The organism is Pseudomonas sp. R1-1 (assembly GCF_051132135.1).
GTDB lineage: Bacteria > Pseudomonadota > Gammaproteobacteria > Pseudomonadales > Pseudomonadaceae > Aquipseudomonas.
The window spans coordinates 2,069,969-2,085,113 of record NZ_CP071663.1; the positions used below are offsets into that span (position 1 = coordinate 2,069,969).

Here is a 15,145-nt window from a genome sequence, read left to right on the forward strand (position 1 = left end):
CGCTTCTATAGACTGTGTCCGGGTTCTGTACTGGCCCCCAATTGTTCCTTCGCGCCGCCGTTCGGCGTGATTTAGCCGCCGGTGCTGCTGGCACCGCGGCCTGTTCTGAGGAGTACGCATGGCTGTCTACAACTACGACGTGGTGGTACTGGGTTCCGGCCCGGCGGGAGAAGGCGCGGCAATGAACGCCGCCAAAGCGGGGCGCAAGGTCGCGATGGTCGACAGCCGTCGCCAGGTCGGCGGCAACTGCACCCACCTCGGCACCATCCCGTCCAAGGCACTGCGTCACTCGGTGCGGCAGATCATGCAGTTCAACACCAACCCGATGTTCCGCGCGATCGGTGAGCCACGCTGGTTCTCTTTCCCGGACGTGTTGAAAAGCGCCGAAAAAGTCATTTCCAAGCAAGTCGCTTCGCGCACCGGCTACTACGCCCGCAACCGCGTCGACGTGTTCTTCGGCACCGGTAGCTTTGCCGACGAGCAGACCATCGAAGTGGTGTGCGGCAATGGCGTGGTGGAAAAACTGGTCGCCAAGCACATCATCATCGCCACCGGCTCGCGCCCGTATCGCCCGGCCGATATCGATTTCCACCATCCGCGTATCTACGATAGCGACACCATCCTCAGCCTCGGCCACACTCCGCGCAAACTGATCGTTTACGGCGCTGGTGTGATCGGCTGCGAATACGCCTCGATCTTCAGTGGTCTGGGTGTGCTGGTCGAGCTGGTCGACAACCGTGGGCAGTTGCTGAGCTTCCTCGACTCGGAAATCTCCCAGGCGTTGAGTTACCACTTCAGCAACAACAACATCACCGTGCGCCACAACGAGGACTACGACCGCGTTGAAGGCGTCGACAACGGCGTGATCCTGCACCTCAAGTCGGGCAAGAAGATCAAGGCCGACGCCTTGCTCTGGTGCAACGGCCGTACCGGCAACACCGATCAGTTGGGTCTGGAAAACATCGGCGTCAAGGTCAACAGCCGTGGCCAGATCGAAGTCGACCAGAACTATCGCACCTGTGTAGAGAACATCTACGGTGCCGGCGACGTGATCGGCTGGCCGAGCCTGGCCAGTGCCGCTCACGACCAGGGCCGTTCCGCGGCAGGCAGCATCGTCGACAACGGCAGCTGGCGCTTCGTCAATGACGTGCCGACCGGCATCTACACCATTCCGGAGATCAGCTCGATCGGCAAGAACGAGCAGGAGCTGACCCAGGCCAAGGTCCCCTACGAAGTCGGCAAGGCGTTCTTCAAGAGCATGGCGCGCGCGCAGATCGCCGGCGAGCCGCAAGGCATGCTGAAGATCCTCTTCCACCGCGAAACCCTGGAGGTGCTGGGCGTGCACTGCTTCGGTTATCAGGCGTCGGAGATCGTCCACATCGGTCAGGCAATCATGAACCAGCCGGGCGAACTGAACACGCTGAAGTATTTCGTCAACACCACGTTCAACTACCCGACCATGGCCGAAGCCTATCGGGTAGCCGCGTACGACGGCCTCAACCGGCTTTTTTGACGGGCTCCGGCCGGTGGCCTGAGCCGGCCGGGGAGACCGATTTCAGCAATTCTCAAGGGTGGCAGTGGCCAAACCGGGAAAGTCTGTAATCAGGCTGTCAACGCCGAAGTCGGCGAGTCTGCGCATCAGCGCAGGCTCGTTGACGGTCCACACCGACACATGCAGGCCCTGACGCTGCGCCTTCTGCAGGCGTTCCGGCGTACACAGTGTCCAGTTCAGCGCGAGAATTTCACAGCCGTAGCTTGCCGCGACCTTCAACGGGTCGAGCCAGGCGTATTCGGCGACCAGTCCACGCGACACATCCGGTACCAGATCCAGCGCCGCTTTCAGCACCTCCCGCGAACTCGAGGTGATCGTCACCTTGTCGAGCAGGCCATGGCGCTGAGCCATTTCGCGAATCGCCAGCACGGTGGTTGCCGCGCGGGTGCGCGAAGCGCTTTTGACTTCCAGCTGCCAATGCTCGAAATCACACTTCTCGAACAGCTCTTCCAGCGTCGGAATCGGGCACGGTTTGACCCAGCCTGGCCCGCCCTTGCGTGCGTCGTAAGTGACCAGTTCGGCGGCGGTGTGCTCGACCACCTTGCCGCGCCGGTCAGTGGTGCGCTTGAGCGTCGGGTCGTGAATGACCATCAGCTCGCCGTCCTTGGACAGGTGCAGGTCCAGTTCGCAGCGGCGCACGCCGTGTGCAAGACAGGCCTGAAAACTGCTCAGGGTGTTTTCCGGTGCTTCGCCCTTGGCGCCGCGGTGGCCGTAGATAAGGGTCACGGTTCTTCCTTAAGTTAAATGCCTGATTCGTTCTGTTCGCGGGCCAGGCGTCGTTCCTGGGCCTGCTTTTGCAAGATGTAGCGAGCCAGCAATTGGCGCTGGGCGTCGGTCAAATGTTCGAACTCGGTGCCAACGTCGTAGCCATCGCCCTTGGGATCGCAATGAGTGACCCGGGCGCGCAGCAGCAGGCCCAGGGCCTGTGGCATCAGCACCAGTTTCACCGACAGGTGTGCGCCCGTGGCGACCGGTGTGGGATATTGAAAGTCGATCCCGCCCTCGGAAATGATCACCGGTTGCGGCTCGCCGATGTGGCCGAGCACGGTCAGGGCGACCACCTGGCTGAGCAGGTCGATGCGTTTGTTCTGCGATTTGAGGAATGCAGCGATGGCGCGGTCGCGTTCGCTGATCTGGCGCAACAGGTGTTGCGACTCGAATTCGCTCAGGTGCAGTTCGCTGAGCAGGTTGAAGAGTGGGGAAGCATCCTGCAACACTTCCTCGCCTGCGGCTTCGGGAGCGGACAGGGGCCGAATTTCCAGTGCGATCATGTCCTCGATACGGTAGTATTCGCGGCGATCTTCTTCATCTAATGTCGACATGGCGAACCCATGGTAGCGGCGGTGGTCTGAGTGTAAAGCTGGTTATCGACCCCCGCCACAAGGACGTTCCTTTTCCCTCCGAACAAGCCCCGACATGTTCAGACCTCTCTTCGTATTTATCGGCACGCGTTATACCCGTGCAAAGCGCCGCAATCATTTTGTGTCCTTCATTTCCCTGACTTCGATGATCGGGCTCGCCCTTGGCGTGGTCGTGATGATCGTCGTGCTGTCGGTGATGAACGGCTTCGATCATGAGATGCGCACCCGCGTGCTGGGCATGGTGCCCCACGCCACCCTGGAAACCGGCGAGCCGATCAACGACTGGCAGAACCTCGCCGCCAAGGTGAAACAGAATCGGCAGGTGGCGGCAGTAGCGCCGTTCACCCAGATGCAGGGCCTGCTGACCAATAACGGTCAGGTCTCCAAAGTCCTGCTCAATGCCATCGACCCGGCGCTAGAGCGCAACGTGTCGATCATCGACAACTTCATGAAGCAGGGCAAACTCGACGACCTGACGCCGGGCAGCTTCGGCATCGTCATCGGCGACAAGGCCGCGACCAAGCTGGGCGTGGGCATCGGTGACAAGGTGACCTTCGTTGCGCCGGAAGTCAGCGTGACCCCGGCCGGGATGTTCCCGCGCATGAAGCGCTTTACCGTGGTCGGCATTTTCCACGTCGGCGCCGGCGAACTCGACGGCTATCTGGGCGTGACCAACCTGCAGGATCTGGCGAAGATGCATCGCTGGAAAGCCGATCAGGTGCAGGGCCTGCGCCTGAAGTTCGACGACCTGTTTCAGGCGCCGCGCGAGGCGTGGAATATCGCCCAGCAGCTCGGCGAGGACCGTTACTACGCCCGCGACTGGACCCGCACCCACGGCAATCTGTATCAGGCGATCCGCATGGAAAAAGCCATGATCGGCCTGCTGTTGCTGCTGATCGTTGCCGTCGCTGCGTTCAACATCATTTCCACGCTGGTGATGGTGGTCAACGACAAGAAGGGCGACATCGCCATCCTGCGCACCTTGGGCGCGACACCGGGCACGATCATGCGCACGTTCATGGTGCAGGGCACGGTGATCGGCGTGGTCGGCACCGCAATCGGCGCGGTGGTCGGTATTTTCGCCGCGCTCAACGTCAGCGCAGCAATCGCCGCACTGGAAGGCCTGATCGGCCACAAATTCCTTAATGCTGACGTGTATTTCATCGATTATCTTCCTTCGCAAGTGCAGAGCCAGGACGTGGTCATGGTCTGCGCCGCTGCGTTGGTCCTGAGTTTCCTCGCCACCCTGTATCCCGCCTGGCGTGCCGCGCGCACCCAGCCGGCGGAGGCGTTACGTTATGAGTGAGTCGGGCATGAGTGAACAAGCAATCCTGAGCTGCCGCAACCTGGGCAAATCCTATGAAGAAGGCCCGGAGTCGGTGCAAGTGCTGGCCGGCCTGCAACTGGAGTTGCATCCGGGCGAGCGGGTAGCGATTGTCGGCAAGTCGGGTTCGGGCAAAAGTACTTTGCTCAATCTGCTCGGCGGCCTCGATACGCCGACCCAGGGCAGCGTCTGGCTTGATGGCGAAGAGCTTTCGGCCTTGAGCGAGAAGAAGCGCGGCCTGTTGCGTAACCGCGCGCTCGGCTTCGTTTACCAGTTTCACCATTTGCTGCCGGAATTCACCGCGCTGGAAAACGTCTGCATGCCGCTGTTGATCGGCAAGACGGCGATTCCCGAAGCGCGTCAGCGTGCCACGGCCTTGCTGGAACGTGTCGGCCTCGGCCATCGTCTGGAACACAAACCGTCCGAGCTGTCCGGCGGCGAACGCCAGCGTGTGGCTATCGCCCGGGCGCTGGTGAACAATCCTGGCCTGGTGATGCTCGACGAGCCGACCGGTAACCTCGATCTGCACACCGCCGAAGGCATTCAGGATTTGATGCTTGAGCTGAGCACTTCGATGCGCACGGCGTTTCTGGTGGTGACTCACGACATGAATCTCGCGCGCCAGATGGACCGCGTCCTGCAATTGCAGGAAGGTTGCCTGACCCCCATCTGACTGGCTGAAACCCGGCGCCCGTAAGGGCGCCGGGTCTTTTATTTTTATACGGTGCCCCAGCGAATGTTCAGACCGTTATCGATCTTTATCGGCACGCGCTATACCCGCGCCAAGCGCCGCAATCGCTTTGTTTCATTCATCTCGATGACCTCGATGATCGGCCTCGCCCTCGGCGTGCTGGCGATGATCGTAGTGTTGTCGGTGATGAACGGCTTCCAGCGCGAGATGAGCTCGCGCATCCTCGGCATGGTGCCGCACGCGACCATCGTCGGGGTCAAACCGATCGACGATTGGCAACCGGTCGCCGCCGCCGCGATGAAGAATCCTGAAGTGACCGCCGCCGTGCCGTTCACTGAGATGGAAGGCATGCTGTCCTACAAGGGTTCGATGCAGCCGATCCAGATCAGCGGCGTCGATCCGGCGCAGGAAGGCAAGGTCTCGATCGTCGCCCAGCACATTGTGCAGGGCCGTCTCGATGCGTTGAAACCTGGCGAGTTCGGCGTGGTGATCGGTGAAATCACCGCGCGACGTTTCCGCCTGAATGTCGGTGACAAGATCACCCTGATCGTCCCGGAAGTCAGCACCGCGCCGGGGGGTATCACCCCGCGTATGCAGCGTTTGAACGTGGTCGGCGTGTTCAAGGTCGGCGCTGAGCTGGATGGCTCGATGGGTCTTATTCACGTCGCCGATGCCGCAACCATGCAGCACTGGCAGCCGAATCAGGTGCAGAGCGTGCGGCTGGCGGTCAAGGACCTCTACGCGGCGCCGAAGGTCTCCTCGGACATCGCCGCTGGCCTGGGCGCGGAGTTCAAGGCTGATGACTGGACCCACACCCAGGGCAGCCTGTTCAGCGCGATGAAAATGGAAAAAACCATGATCGGCCTGCTGTTGCTGATGATCGTCGCGGTGGCGGCGTTCAACATCATCGCCACGCTGATCATGGTGGTGAACGACAAGGGCGCGGACATCGCCATCCTGCGCACCATCGGCGCCACGCCACGGCAGATCATGGCGATCTTCATGGTCCAGGGCACGGTAATCGGCATCGTCGGCACCATCATCGGCGGCGTGCTGGGCGTGATCGCCGCGCTGAACGTCAGCGAAATGGTCGGCTGGGTCGAGCGCGTCACCGGGCAGCACATCTTCAGTTCGGACGTGTATTTCGTCAGCAACCTGCCTTCGGAATTGCAGGGCGGTGATGTGCTGTTGATCTGCTCGGCGGGCTTTGTTCTGAGCTTCCTGGCGACGGTGTACCCGGCGTGGCGAGCGGCGAAGATCGAGCCGGCGCATGCCTTGAGATATTCGTAATCCGAGTGACCGCAATCGCTAGCAGGCTAGCTCCCACAGGGGTATGCATTCCAACTGTGGGAGCTAGCCTGCTAGCGATGAGGCCGGTACAGCTGGCCTCATTTGCCCTTAGGCAACTCAATCACAAACCGCGTCACCCCAGCTTCTGATTCGCAATGAATCTGCCCTCCATGGGCGCGCACGATCGATTGCGTAATCGCCAACCCCAACCCCGCATGTTCACTGCTGCCTTCCTGGCGCGCCGGATCAGCCCGGTAGAAGCGATCAAACAAACGCGGCAGCAACTCCTCTGAAATTCCTTCTCCACTGTTCTCGACGCAGACGCGAACACCGTTCGCCTGATCGGCAATGCTCAACCGCACATAACCGTCAGGCGGGGTAAACCGTAGCGCGTTATCCAGCAGATTCGACAAGGCCCGGCGCAACATGCCGCGATCACCGTCGATTCGCGCTTGGCCCTCTCGACTCAATTCAATCCCGGCGTCCTCCGCCAACGGCGCAAAAAACTCCAGCAGCGCATCGCTTTCTTCCGCCAGCTCCAGCGCTTCGCGCTTGGGCACCAGCAAGCCGTGATCGGCCTTGGCCAGGTACAACATGTCGTTGACCAGTTGCGCCATCCATTGCAGTTCTTCGAGGTTGCTGTGCAGCGCTTCGCGATAGTCCTCGAGCGGGCGAGGGCGGGTGAGGGTGACCTGGGTGTGGGTCAGCAGGTTGGACAACGGCGTGCGCAATTCATGGGCGATGTCGGCCGAGAATGCCGAGAGCCGCTGAAACGAGTCGTCGAGGCGGGCGAGCATGGCGTTGAAGCTGTGGGCCAGTTCGGCAAGTTCGGGCGGCATTTGCGTTTCCGGCAGGCGGGCGTTGAGCGACTGTGCGGAAATCCCCCGGGCCACCGTGCTCATGCGCCGCAACGGGCGCAAGCCACTGCGCGCCGCCCAGGCGCCGAGTAACGCGGTGGCCAGCGCTGATAAACCCATGGTCAGCCAGATCAGGCGCTGCATGCGTTGCAGAAAATGCTGGTGGTGGGTGATATCCAGCAGCAGCGTTAGCTGCGGTGAATCCGCCGTGTCCGGGTAGAGCGGGGCGCGCAGGACGCGGTAATCGGTGTCGCCAGTACTGATCGTCGACATGCCCGGTTGCAGCGGCAGGTTTTTCGGAATTTGTGCGGAGCTGTCATACCAATGCTGGCCATCGCCGCTGCTGATACGCAGCGAAAGATCGGCCTGCCGGCTCAGCTCGTCCGCCAGGCGCGCGTCGCGTTGAGCGGGCTGAATATCCTGCAAGGCGCGACGCAGAGCGACCAATTTTGTCTCCAGTTGCTGCTGGTCGAGTTCAATAAAATGCGCTTCGCTGGCGCGATCGAACAGCATGCCGGCGAACAGCGATACCACGGCAGTGCAGGCGGCAAACAGCAGGGCCAGACGCGAACTCAACGACAGCCTTCGCATCAGGCGCCACGCTCTTCGAGCACATAGCCCATGCCGCGCACGGTGTGGATCAGCTTGTCGGGGAAGTCGTCGTCGATCTTCAGGCGCAAACGGCGGATCGCCACTTCGATGACATTGGTGTCGCTGTCGAAATTCATGTCCCAGACCTGCGAAGCGATCAGTGACTTCGGCAACACCTCGCCCTGGCGGCGCAGGAGCATTTCCAGCAGGGCGAATTCCTTGGCGGTCAGGTCGATGCGCTGGCCACTGCGCTCGACGCGGCGGCGGATCAGGTCCAGGCGCAGGTCGGCCAGTTGCAGGCTGGTTTCCTGTGGTGCAGCACTGCCGCGACGCAACAGACTGCGCACCCGCGCGAGCAGTTCGGAAAAGGCGAAAGGCTTGACCAGATAATCATCGGCGCCGAGTTCGAGGCCGTGAACCCGGTCCTCCACTGCGTCTTTGGCGGTCAGAAAAAGTACCGGCGTATCCAGCCCGGCACTGCGCACCGCCTGGACAATCTGCCAGCCGCTGCGCCCCGGCAACATCACGTCGAGGATCAGCAAGGCGTAATCACCGCTCAGCGCCAATTGCTGACCGCTGTTGCCGTCAGCCACCAGCTCCGTGTTGAACCCGGCCTCGGTCAGGCCCTGGCGCAGGTATTGGCCGGTTTTCGCTTGGTCTTCGACAATCAACAGTTTCATGGGCGGCTCGGGTGTTTTCCAGTGTGTAAACGATCGCGTTATACCTTGGCCGCACGCGGCAGGCGCCAACCTGACAAAGTTGTAATCTGCCTGTCAGGTAAGTGCCAGCGCACGGCGGCTAGAGTGTCCCACAGGCTGAACCTTATCTTGTTGGAGCATGAGCATGTTTTTGCGTAAATCCCTGATGTTGGCCGCCGGCCTGCTGGCGCTGAGCGCACCGGTGTGGGCGGCGCCGGCGCACACGTTCGATTTCGGTCAACCCGCGTCGGCCGCCCAGGCTTCTCGCAGCGTTGAGGTGGTCATGGGTGATATGTCGTTCGATCCCAAGACCCTCCAGATCAAGCCCGGTGAGACGATTCGTTTTGTGCTGGTGAACAAGGGCCAGTTGCTGCACGAATTCAACCTCGGTGACGCCGCGATGCATGCCCGGCACCAGCAGGAAATGTTGCAGATGCAACAAAGCGGCATGCTCACGCCTACGGGCATCAAGGAAATGTCCCACGGCATGCCCGGCATGGACCACGCAACGATGGGCCACGGCATGAAGCACGACGATCCCAACAGCGTGCTGGTCGAGCCGGGCAAGACTGCTGAATTGACCTGGACTTTCAACAAGGCGACGAGCCTGGAATTCGCCTGCAACATTCCCGGGCATTATCAGGCCGGCATGGTCGGCAAATTGACTGTCAGTCAGTAAGCACTCAAAGGCGCGGGCAAAGGCTGGTAGAATCCGCTGATTCTTCAGTCAGGTTTCCGCCATGCATCCCGCAGCCGAACATTCGCCGCTGGGCAAGTCCAGCGAATACATCGCCACGTACACGCCGTCCCTGCTGTTCCCGATTCCGCGCACCGCGAAATGGGCCGAGCTTGGCCTGACCGCCGAAACCCTGCCGTATAAAGGCGTGGATTTCTGGAACTGCTTCGAACTGTCGTGGCTGCTGCCCTCGGGCAAACCGGTGGTGGCGATCGGTGAATTCAGCATCCCGGCCGATTCGCCGAACATCATCGAATCGAAGTCGTTCAAGCTGTATCTGAATTCGCTGAACCAGACGTCGTTCGCTGACATCGCCACCCTTGAGGCCACGCTGGTCAAGGACTTGTCTGCCGCGGCCGGCAAACCGGTGAGCGTGCGTGTGCGCAGTCTCAAAGAGGTTGAAGCGGAAGGTGTCGTGGCCTTGCCGGGCGTGTGCATCGATGATCTGGATATCAGCGTCAGCAACTACGAACATCCGCGCCCGGAACTGCTGCGTTGCGACGATTCGCGCGTCGTCGAAGAAAGCGTGCACAGCCATCTGCTCAAGTCCAACTGCCCGGTGACCAGCCAGCCGGACTGGGGCAGTGTGGTGGTGGAATATCGTGGCTCGGCGCTGGATCACGCCAGCCTGCTCGAGTACATCGTCAGCTTCCGCCAGCATTCGGACTTTCATGAACAGTGTGTCGAGCGGATTTTCCTCGACCTGCAGCGCTTGTTGAAGCCCGAGAAACTCACGGTGTTTGCGCGGTATGTGCGTCGCGGTGGGCTGGATATCAATCCGTATCGCAGCACTGAAAGCGTACAGCTGCCGAATCATCGGCTGGTGCGGCAATAAAGATCATCTGTAGGAGTGAGCCTGCTCGCGATAGCGGTGTGTCAGTTGACGATGATGTTAACTGAGACACCGCTATCGCGAGCAGGCTCACTCCTACAGGGAACGCATTGCCAAAGTTGAAATGAAAAAGCCCTGCCAGCGATGGCAGGGCTTTTTGCGTTTCGGGGGAAGTCAGATACCCATGCTGCCCAGCGCGTTGACGATGTTGCGCAAGGTGCCAGCTATGGTTGGATGGTCGACTTCAAAGCGTTCAACGGCGAGGTTCACGCCGTCGGCAATATTCGAATCGTTGGTCTTGGTTTCGAGTTCAAGTTCCAGTTCAATCTGCGCCATCAACGCATGCAGATCCTCACGCTCGGCTTCCGACAGCGGTGGATTGTGTTCCAGCTGCTCGCGCAGGGTATCGAGCTGTTTTTGCAGTTCTTGGGCGGGCATGGTGGTTTCCTTTTATCAATAGGCACTGGCATTGACCGCAGCCGCGCGCCAAAGGTCGGTGGCTGACCTTTAGATTAATCCACTCACGCCAAATCTGCATGATCCTGGTCAGGGCTTTTCGCCTTTGAGGCGGCGCAGGTTGATGTCCGCCAGACAGGTGTCGAGCTCGCTCAGATGATCGATCACCGAATGCACGCCAAGAGCGAACAGCTGCATCGTCGCCTTTCCACGCAACATCTCGCGCTCCTTCTGGCCCAATGCTTGCCATTCCACAGGCGCCAGCCCGCAGAGTGAACCGCAGGAGGCGAGGCCGATGGTCCACAGCCCGGCGTTGAGGCCTGATTGCAGCAATCGCGGTTCGCCACTGACCAGTACGCATCCGTCAAGGCTTTCGACGTTCAACGCCATCAGCGCTTGCCAGCAAGCATTGGGCGCTGGCCATGGAATTGTTGTTGCCGAATATTGCGCAGATTTGATCCAGGTTGGCAGCGCGGCTGACAAGGACTGCGTCATGGCGGCTGGCAGCTCATCCAGCCAGGCACAGGGAATCTGCTGGCGCTGCAAGCTGCACAAGCTGTCGAGCGCACCCGGCGTGGCTTCGGCGTGCTCGGGCAGGGCGTTGGCCTGTTGCCGTGCACGCGCGCCGAAATCCACCAGGCAACCGCTCAGGCCAAACAGCACGGCAGTCAGGCGCGAGGCGGTGAGGGGCAAGGTTTCGGCGTGAGTCATGGCAACGTCCCTGAAATAACGCTCAGGCTAGGGCGCGTCGGTGACAGTTGGATGACAATGACGTGAACGACCCGCGCGGAAAGATCCTACAGATCGCTGCATCGGTCAGACTGTCCAAACCGGCGTTTACGCTTATACTAGCGGCCTTAATGCCCGGACTCCGACGTCCGCGACGCTACAACCCAAGGAGTTTTTTCTATGCGCTTGAGCCATCCGCTCGCTCAGCTTTGTGTCTACGCCGGCCTGTCGCTGGCGCCGTTGGCCAGCCAGGCGGCCACGGAAGATGATCCTTGGGAAAGCGTCAACCGTCCGATTTTCCAGTTCAACGACTTCGTTGACACTTACGCGCTCAAGCCGCTGGCGCAGGGTTATGAATTCGTCACGCCGCAGTTCGTTGAAGACGGCATTCACAACATGTTCCGCAACGTCGGCGACGTCACCAACCTGGCCAACAACATTCTGCAGGCAAAGCCAGCGGCCGCTGGCGTCGACACGGCACGTCTGATCTTCAACACCACGTTCGGTCTGCTTGGCTTCTTCGACGTCGGCACCCAGATGGGCCTGAACCGCAGCGACGAAGATTTCGGCCAGACCCTCGGCTACTGGGGCGTGGGCAGCGGTCCTTACGTGATGCTGCCGCTGATGGGCCCGAGCACTTTGCGTGACGCACCGTCGAAATACGTCGACGGCTTTACCGGCCCATACCGCTACATCGACCACGTGCCGACCCGCAACTCGATCTTCGGCCTGAACATCGTCGACACCCGCGCCAGCCTGCTGTCGAGCGAGAAGCTGATCAGCGGCGACAAGTACACGTTCATCCGCAACGCCTACTTGCAGAACCGCGAGTTCAAGGTCAAGGATGGCCAGGTCGAAGACGATTTCTGATTTCGACCGATAAACAGGAAGGCGACCTCAGGGTCGCCTTTTTTGTCTGTTAAGCAAGCGCGGCCCGGCAGGGTGACCTTCCATCCGGTTACGCTTCCGGCGGTTCTTATAACTCTCGGTGCTTTGACAAACAAAGTCGTCAAGCGACCATCGGCGCACGCTTGAAACGCTCTGCGGATGGGAGTACCGTCTGCGCCTTAGAAGGGCACCTCTGTTTAAAACCGCGTGCAAAGCGAATGCTTGAAAGCGCTGCAGCAGAGAGGCTAGAAAGCGAATCCAGTAGTCTGTGCAAGGCCCGAGGCCTCGCCACTACGCCAACCTAATTCTGGCGCCGTTTGCCCACATGCCAAAAACCAGTGCCACGCTGCTGATAATCGATGATGACGAGGTAGTGCGCGCGAGTCTCGCGGCCTATCTGGAAGACAGTGGTTTCAGCGTCCTGCAGGCCGGCAACGGTCAACAGGGTCTTCAGGTATTCGAGCAAGACACGCCCGACCTGGTCATCTGCGATCTGCGCATGCCGCAGATGGGCGGTCTCGAACTGATTCGTCAGGTTACCGAGCGCTCACCGCAAACGCCGGTGATCGTCGTTTCGGGTGCCGGCGTGATGAACGACGCGGTCGAGGCCCTGCGCCTGGGCGCGGCGGATTACCTGATCAAGCCTCTCGAAGATCTGGCGGTGCTCGAGCATTCCGTGCGTCGAGCCCTGGATCGTGCGCGCCTGCTGCTGGAAAACCAGCGCTACCGCGAGAAGCTGGAGAAGGCCAACCGCGAGCTTGAGGCCAGCCTCAATCTGCTCCAGGAGGACCAGAATGCTGGTCGCCAGGTGCAGATGAACATGCTGCCGGAAAGCCCGTGGAGCATTGACGAGTTTCAGTTTGCCCACCAGATCATCCCGTCGTTGTACCTGTCGGGTGATTTTGTCGATTATTTCCGCGTCGACGAACGCCGCGTCGCGTTCTATCTGGCGGACGTTTCCGGGCATGGCGCGTCTTCGGCGTTCGTGACCGTGCTGTTGAAGTTCATGACCACGCGCTTGCTGTTCGAATCCAAGCGCAACGGCACATTGCCGGAATTCAAGCCTTCGGAAGTGCTCGGTCATATCAACCGGGGGCTGATCAGTTGTAAGCTGGGTAAACACGTCACAATGGTCGGTGGTGTCATCGACGAGGAGACCGGTTTGTTGACCTATAGCATCGGCGGCCATCTGCCGTTGCCTGTGTTGTACACGCCTGACAGTGTTCGTTATCTCGAAGGCCGTGGTCTGCCGGTGGGGCTGTTCAATGAAGCCACCTACGAAGACCACGTACTTGAGCTGCCGCCGACGTTCAGCCTGACGCTGATGTCGGATGGCATTCTGGACCTTTTGCCAGAACCGACGCTCAAAGAAAAAGAAGCCGCTTTGCCTCAACGGGTGAAGTCGGCGGGCGGCAGCCTGGATGGTCTGCGGCAAGTGTTTGGATTGGCCACGCTAGGGGAGATGCCGGATGATATCGCCCTGTTGGTGTTGAGCAGGAATCTTTAATGAGTACCGGTAGAATCCAGTTCGCCGAGCAGGACGGCACCTTCGTCCTGAAGTTCGTCGGTGAAGTTCGCCTGACCCTGTGTTCGGCGTTGGATGCGACTATTGAGAAAATCTTCACCGCGCTGAATTTCAACGCGATCGTGATCGATTTGACCGAAACCCGCAGCATCGACAGCACGACGCTTGGCCTGCTGGCCAAACTGTCGATCCTCTCGCGGCAAAAGGTCGGCCTGTTGCCGACTGTCGTCACCACCCACGAAGATATTACCCGGCTGCTGCAGTCGATGGGTTTCGAGCAGGTGTTCAACATCGTCAACCACCCGGTGCCATGCCCGGAGTGCCTGGACGACCTGCCGGATCAGGACCAGTCCGAAGAAGTGGTGAGGATCAAGGTGCTCGAAGCGCACAAGATCCTCATGGGCCTGAACGATTCCAATCGGGAAGCGTTTCATGACCTGGTGAATGCCCTCGAGCGGCATTGAGTGGTTGTGAGTTTGCCGGCCCCATCGCCAGCAGGCTAGCTCCCACAGAGTTCTCCAACAATAGCTGACACCACACAAATCCCCTGTGGGAGCTAGCCCTGCTAGCGATTGCGGTCGCAATCACAACCCATTCTTCCATATAAAAAAAGGGCGAACCCTCACAGGTTCGCCCTTTTTGCGTTACGCCAACTCAGTTCACAGCTTGGCCTGCAACAGCGCCTCGAGCTTTTCCTGGTCACGGGCAAACTGACGAATGCCCTCAGCCAGTTTCTCGGTGGCCATCGCGTCTTCGTTGGACAACCAGCGGAACTGCGCTTCGTTGAGGCTCAGACGGGCTTCGCCGGCATTGCCCGGGGCCAGTTTGCGCTCCAGCTTGCCGGTGTCGGCGGCCAGCTTGTCGATCAGGTCCGGGCTGATGGTCAGGCGGTCGCAACCGGCCAGTTGTTCGATCTGGCTGAGGTTGCGGAAGCTCGCGCCCATGACCACGGTCTTGTAGTCGTTGGCCTTGTAGTAGTTGTAGATGCGGGTGACCGACTGCACGCCCGGATCATCGGCGCCGGTGTAGTCGTTGCCGTTGGCTTTCTTGTACCAGTCGTAGATGCGGCCCACGAACGGCGAAATCAGGAATACCCCAGCGTCGGCGCAGGCGGCGGCCTGGGCGAAGGAGAACAGCAGGGTCAGGTTGGTCTGAATGCCTTCTTTTTCCAGCACTTCAGCAGCGCGGATGCCTTCCCAGGTCGAGGCGATCTTGATCAGTACACGGTCGCGGCCAATGCCAGCCTTGTCGTACAGCTCGATCAGGCGATGGGCGCGTTTGAGCACGGCATCCTTGTCGAACGACAAGCGCGCATCCACTTCGGTGGAGATACGGCCCGGAATGACCTTGAGGATTTCCTGGCCGACCGCAACGCCGAAGCGGTCGCTGGCCAGGCCGACATCGCCCTTGCAGTCGCTGACGCAGGCGTTGAGCAGCTCGGCGTAGGCCGGAATGGCCGCCGCCTTGAGCAGCAGGGAAGGGTTGGTGGTGGCGTCGACCGGTTTGACCCGGGCGATCGCTTCGAAGTCGCCGGTGTCGGCAACCACGGTGGTGAATTGTTTGAGTTGTTCCAGCTTGGAAGTCATGGGCGTGCTCTGTCCTGTGGGTCTGGTGA

Annotated in this window: 16 protein-coding genes; 9 read left to right on the forward strand and 7 right to left on the reverse strand. The window is 60.4% G+C overall.

What is annotated here, in order from left to right:
• Window positions 1–118 precede the first annotated feature (118 nt).
• On the forward strand, window positions 119–1,513 hold the full coding sequence (sthA, locus tag J3P75_RS09460; RefSeq protein WP_090284726.1) for a Si-specific NAD(P)(+) transhydrogenase: 1,395 nt from the start codon (window positions 119–121) through the stop codon (window positions 1,511–1,513).
• A gap of 42 nt (window positions 1,514–1,555) precedes the next feature.
• On the opposite strand, the gene J3P75_RS09465 is transcribed toward sthA, so the two are convergent.
• Complete coding sequence (locus tag J3P75_RS09465; RefSeq protein ID WP_090284724.1) at window positions 1,556–2,278, reverse strand: glycerophosphodiester phosphodiesterase; 723 nt, start codon at window positions 2,276–2,278, stop codon at window positions 1,556–1,558.
• A 14-nt stretch (window positions 2,279–2,292) separates the two neighbouring features.
• Window positions 2,293–2,874, reverse strand: a complete 582-nt coding sequence (locus J3P75_RS09470; protein WP_434710028.1) for a PilZ domain-containing protein — start codon at window positions 2,872–2,874, stop codon at window positions 2,293–2,295.
• 94 nt (window positions 2,875–2,968) lie between these two features.
• Between J3P75_RS09470 and J3P75_RS09475 the strand changes: the two genes are divergently transcribed.
• The 3 genes from J3P75_RS09475 (at window position 2,969) to J3P75_RS09485 (ending at window position 6,218) form a co-directional block, all read left to right on the forward strand.
• A complete protein-coding gene (locus tag J3P75_RS09475; protein WP_090284720.1) occupies window positions 2,969–4,219 on the forward strand; it encodes a lipoprotein-releasing ABC transporter permease subunit in 1,251 nt (416 codons plus the stop codon).
• Complete coding sequence (gene lolD, locus J3P75_RS09480) at window positions 4,212–4,910, forward strand: lipoprotein-releasing ABC transporter ATP-binding protein LolD (protein ID WP_093099885.1); 699 nt, start codon at window positions 4,212–4,214, stop codon at window positions 4,908–4,910. Before J3P75_RS09475 ends, lolD begins: the two co-directional genes overlap by 8 nt.
• 63 nt (window positions 4,911–4,973) lie before the next feature.
• Window positions 4,974–6,218: a lipoprotein-releasing ABC transporter permease subunit gene (locus tag J3P75_RS09485; protein ID WP_093099888.1), complete on the forward strand. Its 1,245-nt coding sequence runs from the start codon at window positions 4,974–4,976 to the stop codon at window positions 6,216–6,218.
• Window positions 6,219–6,316: 98 nt separating this feature from the next.
• Here the strand turns inward: J3P75_RS09485 and J3P75_RS09490 are convergent, their stop codons facing one another.
• Window positions 6,317–7,666: a heavy metal sensor histidine kinase gene (locus J3P75_RS09490; RefSeq protein WP_434710030.1), complete on the reverse strand. Its 1,350-nt coding sequence runs from the start codon at window positions 7,664–7,666 to the stop codon at window positions 6,317–6,319.
• Window positions 7,666–8,346: a heavy metal response regulator transcription factor gene (locus J3P75_RS09495; protein ID WP_203418783.1), complete on the reverse strand. Its 681-nt coding sequence runs from the start codon at window positions 8,344–8,346 to the stop codon at window positions 7,666–7,668. Before J3P75_RS09495 ends, J3P75_RS09490 begins: the two co-directional genes overlap by 1 nt.
• Before the next feature lie 163 nt (window positions 8,347–8,509).
• On the opposite strand from J3P75_RS09495, the gene copI reads away from it, so the two are divergent.
• Window positions 8,510–9,043, forward strand: a complete 534-nt coding sequence (gene copI / locus J3P75_RS09500; RefSeq protein ID WP_434710032.1) for a copper-resistant cuproprotein CopI — start codon at window positions 8,510–8,512, stop codon at window positions 9,041–9,043.
• Window positions 9,044–9,104: 61 nt separating this feature from the next.
• Entirely contained in the window at window positions 9,105–9,935 is an 831-nt protein-coding gene (gene queF, locus J3P75_RS09505; protein ID WP_434710034.1) for an NADPH-dependent 7-cyano-7-deazaguanine reductase QueF, read from the forward strand.
• A 171-nt stretch (window positions 9,936–10,106) separates the two neighbouring features.
• Here the strand turns inward: queF and J3P75_RS09510 are convergent, their stop codons facing one another.
• On the reverse strand, window positions 10,107–10,370 hold the full coding sequence (locus J3P75_RS09510) for a DUF4404 family protein (protein WP_434710035.1): 264 nt from the start codon (window positions 10,368–10,370) through the stop codon (window positions 10,107–10,109).
• A 108-nt stretch (window positions 10,371–10,478) separates the two neighbouring features.
• Window positions 10,479–11,099, reverse strand: coding sequence for an HAD family phosphatase (locus tag J3P75_RS09515; RefSeq protein ID WP_434710036.1), 621 nt, complete (start codon window positions 11,097–11,099; stop codon window positions 10,479–10,481).
• A 198-nt stretch (window positions 11,100–11,297) separates the two neighbouring features.
• Between J3P75_RS09515 and J3P75_RS09520 the strand changes: the two genes are divergently transcribed.
• The 3 genes from J3P75_RS09520 (at window position 11,298) to rssC (ending at window position 13,994) form a co-directional block, all read left to right on the forward strand.
• On the forward strand, window positions 11,298–11,987 hold the full coding sequence (locus J3P75_RS09520; RefSeq protein WP_090284701.1) for an MlaA family lipoprotein: 690 nt from the start codon (window positions 11,298–11,300) through the stop codon (window positions 11,985–11,987).
• Between the two features lie 343 nt (window positions 11,988–12,330).
• Window positions 12,331–13,512, forward strand: a complete 1,182-nt coding sequence (gene rssB, locus J3P75_RS09525) for a two-component system response regulator RssB (protein ID WP_434596804.1) — start codon at window positions 12,331–12,333, stop codon at window positions 13,510–13,512.
• Window positions 13,512–13,994 (forward strand): anti-sigma factor antagonist RssC, encoded by a 483-nt coding sequence (gene rssC / locus J3P75_RS09530; RefSeq protein ID WP_003226553.1) that lies wholly within the window; start codon window positions 13,512–13,514, stop codon window positions 13,992–13,994. Before rssB ends, rssC begins: the two co-directional genes overlap by 1 nt.
• Window positions 13,995–14,189: 195 nt before the next feature.
• On the opposite strand, the gene tal is transcribed toward rssC, so the two are convergent.
• A complete protein-coding gene (gene tal / locus J3P75_RS09535) occupies window positions 14,190–15,116 on the reverse strand; it encodes a transaldolase (RefSeq protein ID WP_093099902.1) in 927 nt (308 codons plus the stop codon).
• Window positions 15,117–15,145 lie beyond the last annotated feature (29 nt).